This is a genomic window from Legionella nagasakiensis (assembly GCF_900639915.1).
Lineage (GTDB): Bacteria > Pseudomonadota > Gammaproteobacteria > Legionellales > Legionellaceae > Legionella_A > Legionella_A nagasakiensis.
Map to the genome: position 1 here is coordinate 43,576 of NZ_CAAAID010000012.1, position 16,451 is coordinate 60,026.

Genomic DNA, 16,451 nt, shown 5'->3' on the forward strand with positions numbered 1-16,451 from the left:
GATTATTCCTTAAAGATTCATCATGTAATAAGCCGTATCCAGCATACGATTGGAGAATCCCCACTCATTATCATACCAGGCAACAACCTTAACCAAATTTCCTAGGACTTTTGTTTGCGTGGTATCAAACGTTGCGGAAGCTGGGCAATGATTAAAATCACAAGAAACCAAAGGCTCTTCATTGATGTGTACTATGTCACTTTTTGCATTTCTCATGATGTCATTGACTTCATCGGCGGAAGTAGGACGTTGTGCCGTAAAGGTTAGATCGATTGCAGATACATTAAGTGTTGGCACGCGCATGGCGAATCCATCCAGCCTGCCAGCTAGTTCAGGCAATACTAGACCAACGGCAGAAGCTGCGCCGGTTTTGGTTGGTATAATTGAATGGGCTGCAGCCCGTGCGCGGTGTAAATCCGGATGACTGCCATCGAGAAGCATTTGATCTTTTGTGTAAGCATGAACGGTATTTAATAAGCCATATTCGATTCCCAAGGCATCATTGAGCGGTTTAACAACAGGTGCCAGGCAATTGGTGGTGCAGGAGGCATTGGAGACGATGATGTCAGAGGCTTGAAGTGTATGATGGTTAACGCCATAAACAATGGTGGTATCAGACTGTTTTCCCGGTGCCGAGATTAATACTTTTTTTGCGCCTGCGGTAATGTGTTGCATGGCCGCTTCACGCTTCGTGAAATAGCCAGTGCATTCTAATACCAGATCAATGTTTAAATCTTTCCAAGGCAAAGCTTCTGGATGACGTTCAGAGGTTACAAGAATGGGGTGACCATCAATCACTAAATGTTCGCCATCTACTTCAACCTTGCTTTGAAATCGACCGTGGGTGGAATCATAGCGAGTTAGATGAGCGGTAGTGTCAATGCCTGATAAATCATTAATGACAACGACATTAAAATCATTTTGACGTCCATATTCAAAAATTGATCGTAAAATACATCGGCCGATGCGGCCATAGCCATTAATTGCAACGCGTATTGTCATGTTACTTCTCCGAACCTTAAGAGCATATTAAAAATTATCGTTATTCCTAAAGAACATGGGTGAAATTTGCAGTTAGTTTTCATAATAAAGACTGCACCGCAGCCACCGTTTTTTCTATGGTGATCCCTAAGTAATTATAGGCTTCTTGAGCGGGAGCCGACGTGCCAAAACGATCCAGGCCGATGACAATGCCATCGAGACCAACAAAACGATGCCAGTATGTTGTTGCCGCTGCTTCAATGGCTATTCGTTTGCGTACGGCTGTTGGCAATACTTGCTCTTGGTAAGTGGTTTCTTGCCGCAGAAAACGTTCAGCGCATGGCATGGACACAACTCGCACCCGTACCCCTTGTTCTTCGAGTAGACCCGCAGCAGCCACCGCTATTTGCATTTCTGAACCAGTAGCAATCAGGATGATATCGGGTGACGATTGGCAATCTTTAAGAACATAACCGCCGCGTTGAATGTGTGTAAGCTGTTGAGCAGCATGGCCTAAAGAAGGTAAGTTTTGCCTTGATAACAGCAGGCATGAGGGACCATTATGACGTTCAATGGCTTGTTGCCAAGCCACAGCGGTTTCTGTCAGATCAGCCGGACGCCATACGTCAAGACTTGGGGTCATACGTAGCATGGCGGCATGCTCAATGGGTTGATGCGTCGGCCCATCTTCACCTAAGCCAATGGAATCGTGCGTGTAAACATAAATCACCCGTTGTTTCATCAAGGCACTTAAACGTACTGCATTGCGGGCGTAATCGCTAAATACCAGAAATGTACCGCCATAGGGAATAAAACCACCATGCAGGGCAATGCCATTCATAATGGCTGACATGGCAAATTCGCGCACGCCATAATAAAGATAATTACCGTTACAATGGTCATGGGTAATGGCTTTGCTGCCTGACCAATTGGTGTTGTTAGAACCTGTAAGATCGGCAGATCCACCTAAAAGTTCCGGCAGTAAAGGCGCGTAGTGTTCCAGGCATTGCTGAGATGCCTTACGGGTAGCGACGTTTTTATCGTTTTTCTGACATTGTTCAATAAATGCTTTGGCATCGGTTGGCCAGTTGTCTGGTAAATCACCATTGATTCGTCGCAGAAACTCATGATAATCATCGGGCCGCCGGTGTTGATAATGATGGCATTCTTCTAACCATTGTTGCTCATCTTGTACACCTTGCTCAATATGATTCCAACGAGCATAAAGTGCATCGGGAATGACAAACGGTGGATGTGGCCAATGAAAGCGTTCTCTCATCTGCTGAATGTCTTCACGCCCTAGTGGCGCGCCATGTACCTTCTCGCTACCTGCGGCGTTGGAACCATACCCTATGATGGTTTTGCAGATGATGAGTGTTGGCTTTTGGGTTTCTTGCCGGGCCGCAGAGATGGCTTGCTCAATGGCCTCATAATTATGCCCATCAACGGCATCAATCACATGCCAATGATAAGCTCTGAAGCGAGCGGCCGTATCATCGGTAAACCAAGGCTCGACTTTACCATCAATGGAAATGCCATTGTCGTCATAAAAAACAATTAATTTGCCAAGCCCCAGCGTTCCTGCAAGAGAACAAGCTTCATGAGAAACGCCTTCCATCATGCAACCATCGCCAGCAAATGCATAGGTAAAATGATCAACCAACGTGGTTTCTTCATCGTTAAACTGGGCGGCAAGGATTTTTTCCGCGATGGCCATTCCGACGGCGTTAGCAAGTCCTTGGCCTAGAGGGCCTGTAGTGGTTTCTACGCCAGGCGTTTCCGTGCATTCGGGATGTCCAGGTGTTTTAGAATGCAACTGACGAAAATTTTTTAGCTCATCCAGACTTAAATTATAACCGGTCAGATGCAGTAGTGAGTAAAGCAACATGGAACCATGGCCATTCGAGAGGACAAAGCGGTCGCGATTGAACCAATGTGGATTTTTAGGATTATGGCGATAGAATTTTTTCCACAATACCGTGGCAATATCGGCCATGCCTAAAGGCATGCCTGGGTGTCCTGATTGGGCTTTTTCAACGGCATCGATACTTAAAAATCGAATGGCAAGAGATAACTCTTTGATTGAACTCATGCGTACTCATTGACGGTCAACAGGGGCACTATTGTCGCTCAGAAGATGCCATTCGGCAAGTTTGACAAATGACAAAAAGATGAAAAAAATTTTACTTTTTGTCCATTTTCTAGGATGATCGTTCTATTTAACTAAAAATTAATGTCCAATGTCAGCCATTTTACAGCGGTTACAGTCTAGTGGATTTAATTTTCCAGAAGCCTGCGATGAATTAAATGCATGGACGTTCTCAGAACAATTGCGCGAAAAAGATATTGATTTTTTTCGTAACCTGGTGCGTCACCATACATTGCTTCGTTTTGAGTACGGAGTGCTTTGTACGCAATTGGCGCATGACTTTATTCGAACAGAAGATCATGCTCAATTAACTCAGTCAATAAAAACCGCATTGATCCTGGCGGAAGCGCTTGAGGTTATTTATCGTGATTACCTGTATGTTCCACGTGAAGTCGAACGTTTACGCCGGGAACAAGCCATTTACAAACATTTTTTGATGGTACAAGGCTATCAATTTATTAAATCTCAAGCGGATAAAGAAAAACATATAAACGAACTGGGTATTAGTAAAACTGTTCATGAAACCTCTGCCACTCTTAATTGGTTTCGTCTTTATTCCATACGTACTCGACGATTATTAGTGAGTATCAGTGCTTTAACCCATGAATTTTCAAGCTACCGTCAATGGATAGATCGAATGGATCAATGGGCGCGTCCTGCTTTGGCTTATTTTGGCTGGATTTTTTTTATACCAAGGTTGTTGGTGAATTTGGTCATGATGGCAAAGCATACAATTCCTGGCTGGTGGATGAGTAAGAACGAATATGACTTGGGATTAAAAACACGGTTTATGCTGCAGTGGCAGCGGCGATGGTTTTTCTTGGGAAATGATTCTGCCTGGTTAACGGTCGGATTACTTAACTGTTTTGTGTTGACCGGTGTGCTGTCGCCATTTGGACTTTATCTTTCACTTGCTTTGCAAGTGTTTGATATTGCGATGGCAGTCGCACAAGCCCATATAGAAATCAGTCGAATGCGACAATTACAGAAGCAATATGCAGAGATGCTTAACCAAAAAAGTATGTCAGCAGAAGAACAAAATGATATTCGTCAGTATCAATATCATTTGGAAAAACGTATTGCCCATGAGCGAAAACGGCTGGGCTTAATTGTGATCAATACCGTTGTACTTCTATTGGCCCTTAGCTTAGCGATCCCAGCGTTGGCTTTTAATCCCTTAATTCCTGTGCTTGGTGCTGCATTGGCCGTATTAACGACGATTGTAGTTCATAGTGCGATTCGACAATTGCAAAAACAAAAGCCAACAGATGATGTTTCGTGTCTTAAAGTTGAACCACAGAAAGAATCCAACTTAGCTCGCCATGGTTTATTTAAACCCAGCCCTTCACCATTAATCCTGCAGCAAGAATTACAAATATCACGCAACACAGGCGATTTTATTTCTCATCAAGAGGGCACAATACGCGCGTTGAATCTTCAGTAGAAATGAGCTGATTTTCAATGGTATCCTTATGGCCTTTAAGTTTAGCCAGAGGCTTTCATGTCCGCTACTTCCTTACCTCAATTTACTGATATTGATCTTAAGCATTTTGTTGAACAGCTTGACGCGCTGTTAAACGCTAATTTACAGCAGATTTCCAGCTTGTTGTCTGAAAATAATTCGTTTACTTGGGATAATCTCATGCGACCTTTGGAGGACATGGAGGATGCACTTGAGCGCTTTTGGTCGCCTGTGGCTCATTTACATGCCGTAGTCAATTCGCCAGATTTGCGTAATTGCTATCAGGCATGTTTGCCTAAATTATCTTCTTATGAAGCGACTATTGGTCATAATCAATGTTTATATGAAGCCGTTAAATCATTGGATAGAAATAAATTGGACGAGGCACAAGTTAAAATTATAGAAGATACGCTACGTGGTTTTGAGCTGGCTGGGGTTGCTTTATCTTCTGAAAAGAAACAACGCTTCGAAGCGATTCAGACTCGTTTGTCAGAATTATCTAATCAATTTGAAAATAATGTTCTTGATGCGGGGCAAGCCTATCAGTTACATATCACGGATGCTGCTCGTTTAACGGGTTTACCAGACCATGCCCTACATCATGCCCGTGTATTGGCTGAAGAAAAGAAACTGGACGGCTGGGTGCTCAATCTAGAGATTCCTTGTTATCTTGCCGTAGTCACTTATGCCGATGATCGTACTTTGCGTGAAGAAATCTACCGAGCTTATGTGACCAGAGCCTCCGATCAAGGCCCTAACGCCGGACAATTTGATAATACTTCCATTATGAATGAGCTATTGGCATTACGCCATGAAAAAGCTCAGCTGCTTGAGTTTGCCAATTATGCGGAATTATCGTTGGCTACCAAAATGGCGAAATCTTGTAAACAGGTGACTGATTTCTTATTGGATTTAAGTCATCGTGCTTACCAACAAGCCAAAGGAGAGTTTAAACAGTTGCAGGACTTTGCCAAAAAGAATTATGCGCTTGATGAAGTTCAACCGTGGGATATTGCTTATTTGTCCGAGAAAAAAAGACAACAATTGCATGCGATTTCTCAAGAAGAATTACGCCCTTTTTTCCCTCTGCCCAAAGTGATGGAAGGGTTGTTCGCCATTGTAAACAAATTATATGGTATGAGCGTTCAGGAAATTAAAGACATCGATACATGGCATTCAGATGTTATTTGCTATGAAGTTAGAGATAGTGAACATAATACGCGTGGCTATTTATATGTTGATTTATTTGCACGCACGCACAAACGTGGTGGTGCGTGGATGGATTCTTGTCAAAGCCGACGTAAGCTTGTAGATGGTAGCATCCAACGGCCAATCGCAACCCTGACTTGCAATTTTGCTAAACCTGCGGCGAATCAAGTCGCTTCTTTGTCACATGATGAAGTTTTGACCTTGTTTCATGAATTGGGGCATTGTTTACATCATATTTTGACTCAAGTTGACTACCTGAGCGCCTCAGGAATTCATGGAGTAGAATGGGATGCTGTCGAGTTGCCAAGTCAATTTTTTGAAAATTGGTGTTGGGAAGAACAGGCGCTGCAATGGTTAACATCTCACCGCGATACTGGAGAACCTTTGCCGAAAGATATGTTTGCAAAATTATTGGCTGCAAAAAATTTCCAGTCGGCCATGATGATGATGCGCCAGCTTGAATTTTCTCTCTTTGATTTTCGCATTCATCAGGAATACGCAAGCAATCAGCCGGAATTTATTGCTTCCATTCTTGCAGACGTTCGTCGGAATGTTTCTGTTGTCCCCATTGTTTCCTATAATCGATTTCAACATGGTTTTACTCATATTTTTAGCGGTGGTTATGCTGCCGGATATTACAGTTATAAATGGGCTGAAGTGCTTTCCAGCGATGCCTTTGCGCGTTTTGAAGAAGAAGGGATTTTTAATGAAGACACAGGACGTGATTTTCTTCGTTGTATCCTGGAAGTTGGGGGAGCACGAAACGCCGAAGACGCTTATCAATCTTTCAGAGGGCGGCCGGCTACTGTCGATGCTTTATTAAGGCATAATGGCATTGAATAGACGGCTTTAAAGTCCATGACTGGAAGAGTGCCTATGGACTTTAAACGCTTTTGGGGCCTTTGTGCCGTCGGTCATCTCGCTGCTCTTTGCGTGCGGCTTCAGCTTCTTCCCGGCGTGATGCCGATATTGGAGTAGTCATTATCCAAGATTGCGATTGCCACATGCGATCAAGCTCTCTGCCTTTTTCTAGGCCGTTATATAATTTACACCAACGGGTAGGTTGACCATCTCTTGGCAGGTATTCAGCATACAATGTGTCTTTTCTTGGGCAGCGTTCGCCAACATACAACGATAAACCGGTGTCTTTATCAGAAAAAGTTTCTTTTTCCGCTGTCGCAATAATGGCGTGAAGGTAATAAATATTTTCTTGGTATTCAAAATAATGATAACCCTCTGCATCTTGTTGCAAAGCGTCAACACCTGGCGGCAATTCAATGTATTTCATAACTCGTTTTTGTCATCCTGAATGATTTATAATCATGCAAATTTGCAAAAATCAATCCCCTTTGTCAATGAGTCGTTATCAGAATTTTGTATTTTTTAAATAAGTCATTAATCTATAATCAACCTTTGCAATTACCGATAATATTATGCCAACAGACCTTTATGATATTCCCGTGACAACCATCAACGGAGAACCCACGACACTCAAACCCTATAAGGGGCAGGTAATGTTAATTGTTAATGTAGCTAGCCGTTGTGGATTTACCAAGCAATACGCTGAGCTTGAATCCTTGTACCAGGACTATCGCCAGCGTGGTGTTGTTGTATTGGGTTTTCCCTGCAATCAATTTCGTGAGCAGGAACCTGGCGGCAATGAAGAAATCAAGGCGTTTGCGGAAAGTTGCTTTAGGGTGACGTTTCCTTTATTTGGCAAGTGTGATGTCAAAGGACCAAGTCAAGCGCCTTTATACGCCTATCTTGCCAGCCACATTGAGAAAAAGCCGTGGATATTTATTCCCTGGAACTTCACCAAAATCCTGGTTGACCAAAACGGCCGAGTGTTAAGACGCTATCCACCAACCACGTCCTTTAAAACCATCCATAATGCATTGGATGAATTATTAACCAAACAATAATGGTACGCTATGGTTACGGAGAATTGCTCGCCATGAAAATAGTTCGCCACTGTTTGCGGTGATCAGTATAATGATGACTTTCTCTTCTCTTAAGATAATGTTATGACGAATCAAGGACAGTCAATCAATCAACATTCGGCAGCCACGGCACAGCAAGATGGTCGTTTACGACAAGCGCAACTTAAAATGTTAAGCATGCTTGAAGTGGTTGATACTATTTGTCAAAAACATGGGCTGGACTATTGGCTGGAAGGTGGCACGCTGCTGGGCGCTATTCGCCATCAGGGCTTTATTCCCTGGGATGATGACCTCGATATATCCATGCCACGTGCCAGCTATGAAGCATTTCTTCGTTTGGCACCACAAGAAATCCCAGAACATATGTGGCTGCAAACCCCGCACACCGATCCTGGTTATTTTAATTTTTGTGTTCCTCTTAAAATCCGCGATCGCAATAGCCGTTTTATTGAAGCGCATGAAACAGGAAAAGAACCTTACCAGCAAGGGATTTTTATTGATGTGTTTGTGTATGATTCCATGCCAGTTGATGTGCGTTTGCGCAAGCGTTATAAGTTCATGGCTAAAAAAATTCTGCGGTTGATGCGTCATAAATACACGTCGCTGGTCATGGGGCATAATGCTTGGTTATATACGGCGGTTGGACGTTTTATCCCCAAAAAAGTTCTCGACAATAAATTACAATCCATCATTCAACAGGCTAATGGCAGTAATAGTTCCTTTTTTGGCTATGGTTATGATTGCAGCAACAGTAACCTCGTTTCTTATGATGATATTTATCCTTTGCGACGGACTAAGTTTGAAACAGGTGAGTTTAATATTATCAACAAGGCCGAGATTATTTTGATGCAATTGTATGGTGACGATTACATGACGTTGCCTCCGGAGCATCAACGAGTCATGCAGCATTGCCAGGAATTAATACCAAGCCTCGATGGAGCCGCCGCATGAACATTAAACTTATCATTTTTGATTTGGATGGGGTGTTGGTTGATACACGTGAACATCATTTTGTTGCCTTAAATCGCGCTTTGGCTGAAATAGATGAACGCTTTATCATTTCGCAAGAAGATCATTTGCAGTTGTTTGATGGCTTAAGCACGCAGCGCAAATTGAATTTGCTCACAGAAGTGCGGGGGTTAGACAGTAGCCTTCATCAGCGCATTTGGCAAAAAAAACAGGAATTAACGTTCCAGGTCATTGATGAATTGCTCAAACCCAATCCAGGAATTATGGCATTATTTCAGCAGTTACAACAAGATGGCTTAAAAATTTATGTGTGCTCCAATTCCATCCGTGAAACCGTCAAACAAATCTTATTAAAAATGGAGCTGATGAAATATGTAGATTACTTCATCTCCAATCAAGACGTGTTATCTCCCAAACCGCACCCGGAAATGTACTGGATGGCGATGATCAAAGAAAAAGTATTGCCCAAAGAAACTCTGATTGTGGAAGATTCCTACGTCGGCCGTACCGCAGCCATTTCTTCCGGCGCCAACTTGTGTGCGGTGAAAAGCCCTGCAGAAGTGACTTTGGCTAAAATCTATCAGGACATGAGGCGTACATTCCAGTCCGCTAAATGGTCTGATGAAACCCTCAATGTCCTCATTCCAATGGCTGGTGCCGGCAGCCGTTTTGCCAATGTGGGTTTTAGTTTCCCTAAACCGCTCATCAGCATTGGTGAAAAGCCAATGATCCAGCTGGCAGTCGAAAACTTGAACATTGCCGCTAATTTTATTTTTATTGTTCGACGCGATCATTATGAAACGTATCACCTGGAATCGCTGCTAAGAATTATTGCCCCGGGCTGCAAGATCGTATTAACGGACGGTGTTACCGAGGGGGCTTGCTGCAGCACGTTGTTAGCCGAAGAGTACATCAACAACGATGCGCCATTGTTGATCGCCAATTCGGATCAATATGTAGAATGGGAAAGCGGTGCATTTTTTCACTCGATGAATGCTCCTCACATTGATGGCGGTATTTTAACGTTTGAAAGTACTCATCCTAAATGGAGTTATATTCGCCTGAATGAGTATGGGAATGTCACAACGCTGCGGGAAAAGGAAGTCATTTCCAATCAGGCAACCGTCGGTATTTATTACTGGACACGTGGTAAGGATTATGTGCGTTACGCTAAACAAATGATTGCCGAAAATATCCGGGTAAACAACGAGTTTTACGTCGCACCTGTCTATAATGAGGCCATCGCCGACGGCATGAAATTTAAAGCGTATGCGGTCGATAAAATGTGGGGGTTGGGTACGCCTGAGGATTTGCAGCATTTTCTCAACCATCATCCTTCCATGCGTCGAAACAAGACCCATAGCCGCCAAGCGGCTGTTGAGGTTGCGGAACAATAACAATAGATTGTTTCAGGGCATTTTATGTTATAATTAAAGTGTACCTAAAAGGGGGCGACCTGGCTTCGACGTGGGTTGCGAAACCTGAAGTGCATGCCGAGAATGAGATCTCTCGTAAATAAGACTCAACTAAATATAAATGCAAATGATGAAAACTTTGCTGGTGTTGAGGGAGAAGCTATCGCTGCGTAAGCATTGATGGTTTTACCAGAAACATCACTGTGCGCTGCCAAAAACCAGCGCCCCGTTGACCGAGCTCGCTTGTCGGTATCGAATCAACGGTCATAGAAGATAAGCTAGTCTTTTGATTTGTCCCGCATCAAAGGGCGAAATTCAGGGAATCGCCGTGTACCATCCTGCCAGTCGGAGGGTCCACGGTCAGAATAATAGACCAGGCTAAGCATGTAGAGCTGATGGCAGAGGATTTGCGGACGCGGGTTCAATTCCCGCCGCCTCCACCAATTACTTAAACCACTCATGACCACCAAAGACCATCAAAAACCCTTTTAATTCAAGGGGTTAAGGCTAATTTTTTCTCTTTTGACGCTGTCTTTTATGGTCTCCTGTTGGCTCAAAAATCACCCAAAAAATGCCCAAAATTCAGAAAAAAGTACCCAATATCTGCCCAAAAATTTGGGGTTACTTGAACGTAGAATACTCAAAACACACTAAATGTGGCTAAATATTATTTGATAATATTCCTATCTTACGCATTTTGCTGCTAAACAATGAAATATTAATTTGAGTAATAAATTAAAGCCGACATTTCAATGATTATGATCATGTCCGCTATCAGAATCATGATTCTCTTTTGCTTTCAAATGGTGTGCGTGACCAGCATGGGATTCTTTTGGCAAAGATTGCACCCCTAGCCCATAACGATAGACCAGTTCAGCGCCATGCCAGGCGGTAATAGTCACAAGTAAAAAAGCACTTACCATAGCCAATAGAAAAAACACCCCTATCGTTTTATTTTTTAGCCATATGTATATAGACCAAATAGCCGTAATAAGAACAACGCTCAGTGTAGTAAGAGCCCAGTTTCGATGAATTATCATCGCTTCATGCGAAGGCGTGTCATGGGAGACAGTATAATAAGCTATAAATCCAGCGGTGACTGTTGCAATTGCAGCAAGCGCTCCTGCCCATAGACAAAGGCGACCTGCAACTAGCAACTCTTTACCAAAGTTTATGTTTTGAAGAACAAATCCTAGACAAAAGAAAAAAGTAGCAATGCTTGTCAATGCCACAGTGAAATGCACAAAAATAGGGTGCCAGTTCGGTATTATTTCTATCATTTGCATTCCTTGCTATGCCGATTTTAATGTATATTTACTTAAACCATAACACTTATTCCAAAAAAGAGTGAGTTTTCTGTTGCTGATTCACCTATGTTTCTTCGAATATTCTTTAAAGAGCCGTAATATTTTACATATTCATACTCTATAAAAGCGGCCACTCCAGGCATTAGGCGATAGTTTGGTCGCACTGTAAGCCAGATTTGGTTCAAACCACTTCCGATTTGGTCTTTCGCAATGGTTTTTGTTGCTGCTGTGGCACGTGCACTAAGGCCTAAAAATAGATTGTTGGTAAGCTGAGTATTTCTTCCAAACTCTATATCGGCTTTAATACTTCCCTTGTGGTAGTAAAAGCGTGAATTATTTGCGATAAAATAATACATCAAACCTTCAAAGCCAATACCTGGCTGCCAGTAAGGTGTTTGTGAGGGCCTGTAAAAATAGTTAGCCCCTCCTTTTACGGCCCAAAACTGATTTAATAAATGCCAATAAAACACATCAATATCAGCGTTTTCGATTGAGCCTTTGCTCATTTCAGCATCATTTACAAATAATTGTAACTTATGAAAGTCATAGCCATATAATCCAAGATAGGTCAATGTCTGGCGATTTTTATTAAAATCCCCGCCAAATTCCAAAAACGAAGCAGCCCACATTTGCTGAGGATGAGACTTTGCGTTTTTAACAATGGAAAGAGGTATGGGTCTTAGCTCATCAACTCTAACAATGGGGCGATTATAAAATCCGGTTTCTTTAATCACATGAGCTGGCTTTTTCTCATTTTCGGCCACTTTAATGATATCATTGTATTGAAACGTTCTGGCAAGCCCTGAAATCATATGATTGAGCATATGACAATGAAAAAACCACTGACCACTTGCATCGGTGTCTAAATCGGCTGTGACCATACTTCCTGGTGGCACATCAATGGTATGTAGCAGAGGGTCATATTTCCCATGGCCATTTCGCAAAATCATCCAGTGCCCATGCAGGTGCAAAGGATGATGCATCATAGAATTGTTAGTAAAGACCAAGCGATAGCGTTTACCAGGCAATAAATTAATCGGTTTTGCATTGTATGCTGGCACGCCATTAATAAACCAAATGTATCGGTCCATGAAGCCAAATAACTTCATTTCAACGGTTTTATAAATGGGTCTATTTGGGTTGTTAGTCACCTTCTGGGCTTTTAAGTCCTGATATTTTGTGCCAACCGTTACATAAGCTTCTTTTTTATTTTGATGATGTGGCTTATTTATCTTTTTTGGTGTGTGTGCTGCAGCAATGGTATTGATAAGTGGCTGATGATGCAGCGTACTTTGCATGCCCATATGTTTCATAGGCATAAGTCCCCTGGCCTTTTCGTTTTTCATTTTGGTACGGGTTGCAGGTTTTGGGTCGGGAAAGGGCTTTACTTTCTCAAAGGGGATGTGCTGATTGGAAGATGTGACTAATGCACCTATAGCTTTCCCGACTTTATCAAATGATTCCGCATAGATGATATAAGGTTGGTCTTTTTTAATTTTGACCAACACATCATTGGTTTCACCAGGCCCAATAAAAAAGTCTTTAACAGGATAGGGTATAACATCATTACCTTGAATATGAACCATTTGCATGGCGCTGCCGGGTATTTTGACTTTGAAAAAGGAGTTGGCACCTGCTCCTACAAAACGCAAACGCACCACATCTCCTACCTTGACTTTTTTCACCCAGGGGTGATTTGCTGGGTGACCATTCATTAAAAATGCATCATAAGCAATATCACTTAAATCAAAAATTCCCATACGCATAAATTGCATCATTTTATAATCCATCCATAGCTTTTTACGTTCTTCTTTTGATGCTTTTCGATAGCTTTGGATGAAATGGAGTAAGGATGGTTGAAGTGGAAATCTTGTGCCGTAATATTCCCCTGTTTTTTTCAAATTAGCCTGAATGTGATCTGCTTTGGTGTTTTTCCAATCGGATAACACGACTTCAAAGTCTTTATTGTACGAAAAGGGAGGCGGTTCTTTTGGCTCTATGATATAGGCGCCATATAGACCATCTTGTTCTTGCAAGCCTGCATGGGCATGGTACCAATAAGTTCCAGATTGTCTGAGCGTATAGTGATAGCGAAAGGTTTCTCCTGGTGGAATGCCTTTTTGGGTGATATTCATTACCCCATCCATTTGCCAGGGTAGAATAATTCCGTGCCAGTGTATGGCTGTTTCTTTATCCAAATGGTTATGCACATTTAAAGTGATGGTATCGCCTTCTTTAAAGCGAAGAGTTGGGGCTGGGATTTGGTGATTTACGGTAATTGCCCGGGCAGGGTAACCTGTAAAATTAACCGTATCATAAGCCACATTTAAATCAACGGTATGGTGCTTTGCCCAAAGATTATTCATAAAAAATGGGAATATAAGCAGGAATAAACATCCTTTTTTCATTCGATTAAATCCTTTAAAAAATACCCGGATTAGAAAATCTATCTAAGGTTGCTATAGTTATATTTAACAGTAAGTTAAAAGATATTAATTATGAATACTAAAGCAAAAAAAGCTTCAATAAAACAATATTGGCCTTTAATTTCCTTAATTTTGGTTTCCATATTGGCAGCATTTGCCATTAATTGGCGCGTCAATGGCAGTGCAACCATTTGGATGCATTATTTTATGGGTGTGTTCTTACTGGTATTCAGTGTACTTAAGCTTTTTCACCCTGCTAAATTTGCTGATGGCTTTGAAATGTATGATATTTTGGCTAAACGATCACGTATTTATGCTTATGCATATCCTGTTATTGAGTTAATCTTAGGGCTTTTATATCTTTCCTTTATTTTGCCAATGTTGACGTATGTGTTAACTATTGTCATTTTAACCTTTGGTAGTATTGGCGTGATTAGAGCATTAAAAGCAGGCTTAGATATTAACTGCCCTTGTATGGGCTCGATACTTGATGTCCCGCTATCAACCGTCACCTTAACTGAAGATATTGGTATGGTTGTAATGGCTTTGATGTTATTGTTGATGAAAATTATTTAATAAAAATCTAGTATGGCATGAGAAAGTTTCATGCCATACAAAACGATGATTATTTTAGCAGCATTTTCGGCAGGCTTCAGCGCATTCGCGACAAGCTTTAGCGCAAGCTTTGCATAACTCTTCATCGTGTTTTTCGCACTCAACAGCACATGCATCGCAGATTTTAGCGCAAAGCTCGCAAATTTCTTTACAAAAGGGCATATCTCCTCGCATGCAAATTCTGGCGCATAGATTACAAATATCAGCACAAGTGGTACAAAGCTTGAAGCATTCAAGGTGAGAATCGTTTCCAAAACAACATTGGTAAGCGCAGGCCTCGCAGGCTTTTAGGCAGTCAAGACATGACTGTATACATTCTTTATGGTGCATCGTTACACTCCTTTGTTTTAAAATGAAAGAACTTCATAAACCATAGTCCAGAAAAAGTGGTTTATCAATTTATCAATAACAAGTTAAATATGAGCTAGAAATGGAATAGATTTATTCATCATCCAACTTAATTAAGCCAAGTACAGATATGGTATATAAATCCTGTTTAGGAAAAGCTGATAATGAAGATTTAGCGGGTAGATATCCATGGTTCACGCAATCATCAATTAATTGATGAATTGATGCGCGTTCTTGTGTGGTTTTTGGATGTAATATCTCACAAACATCATTTATAGATAGATGAAAATTGTAGCGTAAGACGTTTCGTTTTAGCATTTGCTCTTTAAATAATTGCAAAATGATTTTTTCATTCACGTTCATATATAAAATATAGCCAAAAATCGTTTTTAACGAGTCATATTAGATAGAAATAGCATATAAGCTAGATAATTTTATATAAATATCCCAACTACTAGCCAGGCAATAGCAACCATTGCAAAGAAAAACAATATTTTTTCAATTACAGAGTTTTTAGCCTTTTTTGTTTTAGCGGTTACCATATAACAAACAGCAAAAACGATGCTTAATAAAATGAAGATGCAGTTAAGATAAAAACCATAGTTGATATCAAAATAGCTTCTTTGTGATAAACCTTTAACTTGACCTGGATTTGGTAACAAAGAAAACAAAGCAAAGCCATAATGCAAGATTATCGATGTTAGTACTAAAATAGTGATAAAAACCGCCATAATATATAAAGCCATTTTCCAACCGTAGTATTTTGCTTGAATTCTCAATACCGGAAATACGATTAAATCACTGAATATGAATGCCATAATCCCAGCATAACTAACCCCATTACTGTATAAAACTGCAGCTAACGGAATATTACCCATCGAGCCAATGAAGGTAAAAAAAGCAGCAATTGGTCCAATGAGGCTTTGAAAAAGCACTTGCCAAACCGCGGGATTGGATACGGAAGAACCAACAAACAACGTTTCAAAAAAAGCCTTTGGAACAAAAACGGCAATAATGCCTGCAACGCTAAAGCCTATGGTGACGTCTTTCCAAACCATTTTCCATTCCATGACATATTGGCTTGCTACCTGAGACCACCCTTGTTTGCTTAAGATTAGCGCCTTCCAGTCATTGGACTCATTCTTTGTTTCAATTTGATCTAGCTTTTGGGCATGTTGTCGAGCATTTTCCTCCATTTTTTTATTAAGGCTAATACGAACTAATCCCCACATCAAAAGAATGAGTAATAAGCCTCCCACATATTCGCCTACAACAAACTGCCAACTTAAAAAAACAGCTATCACAATTCCTAATTCAATCACTAAATTAGTAGAAGCTAATAAAAATGCTAATGAGGAGATTAATCCTGCCCCTTTGCTAAATAAAGAGCGGGTGGTTGCAAGGGCTGCAAAAGAGCATGAACTAGAGATGAAACCAAAAAACGTACCTAACCCAATACTTTTAAACCCCGTATCACCCATAGTGTTTTGCATGCGCTCTTTGGTAACAAACACCTGAATCATGCTGCTGATAAGATACCCCAAGCCGAATGCCCAGAATGCCATCCAGAATAATCCTAGAGTTGTTATAGCTGATTGATGCCAAAGTTCTAATACCTGGTTCATTGCAT

General features: G+C 41.3%; 14 protein-coding genes and 1 other RNA gene. 7 read left to right on the plus strand and 8 right to left on the minus strand.

What is annotated here, in order from left to right:
* Positions 1-9: 9 nt before the first annotated feature.
* Both gap and tkt read right to left on the minus strand, forming a co-directional pair.
* The gene (gap, locus tag E1O52_RS10065) at positions 10-1,002 is read right to left on the minus strand and encodes a type I glyceraldehyde-3-phosphate dehydrogenase (protein WP_133128585.1); all 993 of its coding nucleotides are present in this window, start codon (positions 1,000-1,002) and stop codon (positions 10-12) included.
* 79 nt (positions 1,003-1,081) lie between these two features.
* Positions 1,082-3,073 (minus strand): transketolase, encoded by a 1,992-nt coding sequence (tkt, locus tag E1O52_RS10070; RefSeq protein ID WP_133128586.1) that lies wholly within the window; start codon positions 3,071-3,073, stop codon positions 1,082-1,084.
* Between the two features lie 148 nt (positions 3,074-3,221).
* Between tkt and E1O52_RS10075 the strand changes: the two genes are divergently transcribed.
* Together E1O52_RS10075 and E1O52_RS10080 are read left to right on the plus strand one after the other, a co-directional pair.
* Complete coding sequence (locus tag E1O52_RS10075) at positions 3,222-4,574, plus strand: hypothetical protein (RefSeq protein ID WP_133128587.1); 1,353 nt, start codon at positions 3,222-3,224, stop codon at positions 4,572-4,574.
* 57 nt (positions 4,575-4,631) lie between these two features.
* A complete protein-coding gene (locus tag E1O52_RS10080) occupies positions 4,632-6,644 on the plus strand; it encodes a M3 family metallopeptidase (protein ID WP_133128588.1) in 2,013 nt (670 codons plus the stop codon).
* A gap of 40 nt (positions 6,645-6,684) precedes the next feature.
* On the opposite strand, the gene E1O52_RS10085 is transcribed toward E1O52_RS10080, so the two are convergent.
* Positions 6,685-7,089: a hypothetical protein gene (locus E1O52_RS10085; RefSeq protein WP_133128589.1), complete on the minus strand. Its 405-nt coding sequence runs from the start codon at positions 7,087-7,089 to the stop codon at positions 6,685-6,687.
* Between the two features lie 145 nt (positions 7,090-7,234).
* Here E1O52_RS10085 and E1O52_RS10090 point away from each other — a divergent pair, with 145 nt between their 5' ends.
* The 4 genes from E1O52_RS10090 (at position 7,235) to ssrA (ending at position 10,568) form a co-directional block, all read left to right on the plus strand.
* Complete coding sequence (locus E1O52_RS10090; protein WP_133128590.1) at positions 7,235-7,723, plus strand: glutathione peroxidase; 489 nt, start codon at positions 7,235-7,237, stop codon at positions 7,721-7,723.
* 102 nt (positions 7,724-7,825) lie between these two features.
* Positions 7,826-8,692 carry a LicD family protein gene (locus E1O52_RS10095; RefSeq protein ID WP_133128591.1) on the plus strand — a complete coding sequence of 289 codons (867 nt, stop codon included), beginning with the start codon at positions 7,826-7,828 and terminating at the stop codon, positions 8,690-8,692.
* Positions 8,689-10,107 (plus strand): HAD-IA family hydrolase, encoded by a 1,419-nt coding sequence (locus E1O52_RS10100; RefSeq protein ID WP_133128592.1) that lies wholly within the window; start codon positions 8,689-8,691, stop codon positions 10,105-10,107. Before E1O52_RS10095 ends, E1O52_RS10100 begins: the two co-directional genes overlap by 4 nt.
* A gap of 50 nt (positions 10,108-10,157) precedes the next feature.
* Positions 10,158-10,568, plus strand: a transfer-messenger RNA (tmRNA) gene (gene ssrA / locus E1O52_RS10105).
* Positions 10,569-10,874: 306 nt separating this feature from the next.
* Here ssrA and E1O52_RS10110 read toward each other — a convergent pair.
* Both E1O52_RS10110 and E1O52_RS10115 read right to left on the minus strand, forming a co-directional pair.
* Positions 10,875-11,405 carry a DUF2231 domain-containing protein gene (locus E1O52_RS10110; RefSeq protein WP_061784092.1) on the minus strand — a complete coding sequence of 177 codons (531 nt, stop codon included), beginning with the start codon at positions 11,403-11,405 and terminating at the stop codon, positions 10,875-10,877.
* A gap of 38 nt (positions 11,406-11,443) precedes the next feature.
* Positions 11,444-13,840 carry a multicopper oxidase domain-containing protein gene (locus E1O52_RS10115; protein WP_133128593.1) on the minus strand — a complete coding sequence of 799 codons (2,397 nt, stop codon included), beginning with the start codon at positions 13,838-13,840 and terminating at the stop codon, positions 11,444-11,446.
* Between the two features lie 90 nt (positions 13,841-13,930).
* Here E1O52_RS10115 and E1O52_RS10120 point away from each other — a divergent pair, with 90 nt between their 5' ends.
* A complete protein-coding gene (locus E1O52_RS10120) occupies positions 13,931-14,434 on the plus strand; it encodes a MauE/DoxX family redox-associated membrane protein (protein ID WP_061784094.1) in 504 nt (167 codons plus the stop codon).
* Positions 14,435-14,488: 54 nt separating this feature from the next.
* Here the strand turns inward: E1O52_RS10120 and E1O52_RS13440 are convergent, their stop codons facing one another.
* From E1O52_RS13440 to E1O52_RS10135, 3 genes are all read right to left on the minus strand, one after another.
* Entirely contained in the window at positions 14,489-14,803 is a 315-nt protein-coding gene (locus E1O52_RS13440; RefSeq protein ID WP_133128594.1) for a four-helix bundle copper-binding protein, read from the minus strand.
* A gap of 111 nt (positions 14,804-14,914) precedes the next feature.
* Positions 14,915-15,139 carry a hypothetical protein gene (locus tag E1O52_RS10130; protein ID WP_133128595.1) on the minus strand — a complete coding sequence of 75 codons (225 nt, stop codon included), beginning with the start codon at positions 15,137-15,139 and terminating at the stop codon, positions 14,915-14,917.
* A 116-nt stretch (positions 15,140-15,255) separates the two neighbouring features.
* Positions 15,256-16,446 (minus strand): permease, encoded by a 1,191-nt coding sequence (locus tag E1O52_RS10135; RefSeq protein WP_133128596.1) that lies wholly within the window; start codon positions 16,444-16,446, stop codon positions 15,256-15,258.
* Positions 16,447-16,451 lie beyond the last annotated feature (5 nt).

Bases quoted from the DNA above. Each gene is read 5' to 3' on its own strand.
- E1O52_RS13440 (WP_133128594.1), bottom strand. From the start codon at position 14,803: ATGCACCATAAAGAATGTATACAGTCATGTCTTGACTGCCTAAAAGCC.
- E1O52_RS10090 (WP_133128590.1), top strand. From the start codon at position 7,235: ATGCCAACAGACCTTTATGATATTCCCGTGACAACCATCAACGGAGAA.
- tkt (WP_133128586.1), bottom strand. From the start codon at position 3,073: ATGAGTTCAATCAAAGAGTTATCTCTTGCCATTCGATTTTTAAGTATC.
- E1O52_RS10130 (WP_133128595.1), bottom strand. From the start codon at position 15,139: ATGCTAAAACGAAACGTCTTACGCTACAATTTTCATCTATCTATAAAT.
- E1O52_RS10100 (WP_133128592.1), top strand. From the start codon at position 8,689: ATGAACATTAAACTTATCATTTTTGATTTGGATGGGGTGTTGGTTGAT.
- E1O52_RS10085 (WP_133128589.1), bottom strand. From the start codon at position 7,089: ATGAAATACATTGAATTGCCGCCAGGTGTTGACGCTTTGCAACAAGAT.
- E1O52_RS10115 (WP_133128593.1), bottom strand. From the start codon at position 13,840: ATGAAAAAAGGATGTTTATTCCTGCTTATATTCCCATTTTTTATGAAT.
- E1O52_RS10080 (WP_133128588.1), top strand. From the start codon at position 4,632: ATGTCCGCTACTTCCTTACCTCAATTTACTGATATTGATCTTAAGCAT.
- gap (WP_133128585.1), bottom strand. From the start codon at position 1,002: ATGACAATACGCGTTGCAATTAATGGCTATGGCCGCATCGGCCGATGT.
- E1O52_RS10120 (WP_061784094.1), top strand. From the start codon at position 13,931: ATGAATACTAAAGCAAAAAAAGCTTCAATAAAACAATATTGGCCTTTA.
- E1O52_RS10075 (WP_133128587.1), top strand. From the start codon at position 3,222: ATGTCAGCCATTTTACAGCGGTTACAGTCTAGTGGATTTAATTTTCCA.
- E1O52_RS10110 (WP_061784092.1), bottom strand. From the start codon at position 11,405: ATGATAGAAATAATACCGAACTGGCACCCTATTTTTGTGCATTTCACT.
- E1O52_RS10095 (WP_133128591.1), top strand. From the start codon at position 7,826: ATGACGAATCAAGGACAGTCAATCAATCAACATTCGGCAGCCACGGCA.
- E1O52_RS10135 (WP_133128596.1), bottom strand. From the start codon at position 16,446: ATGAACCAGGTATTAGAACTTTGGCATCAATCAGCTATAACAACTCTA.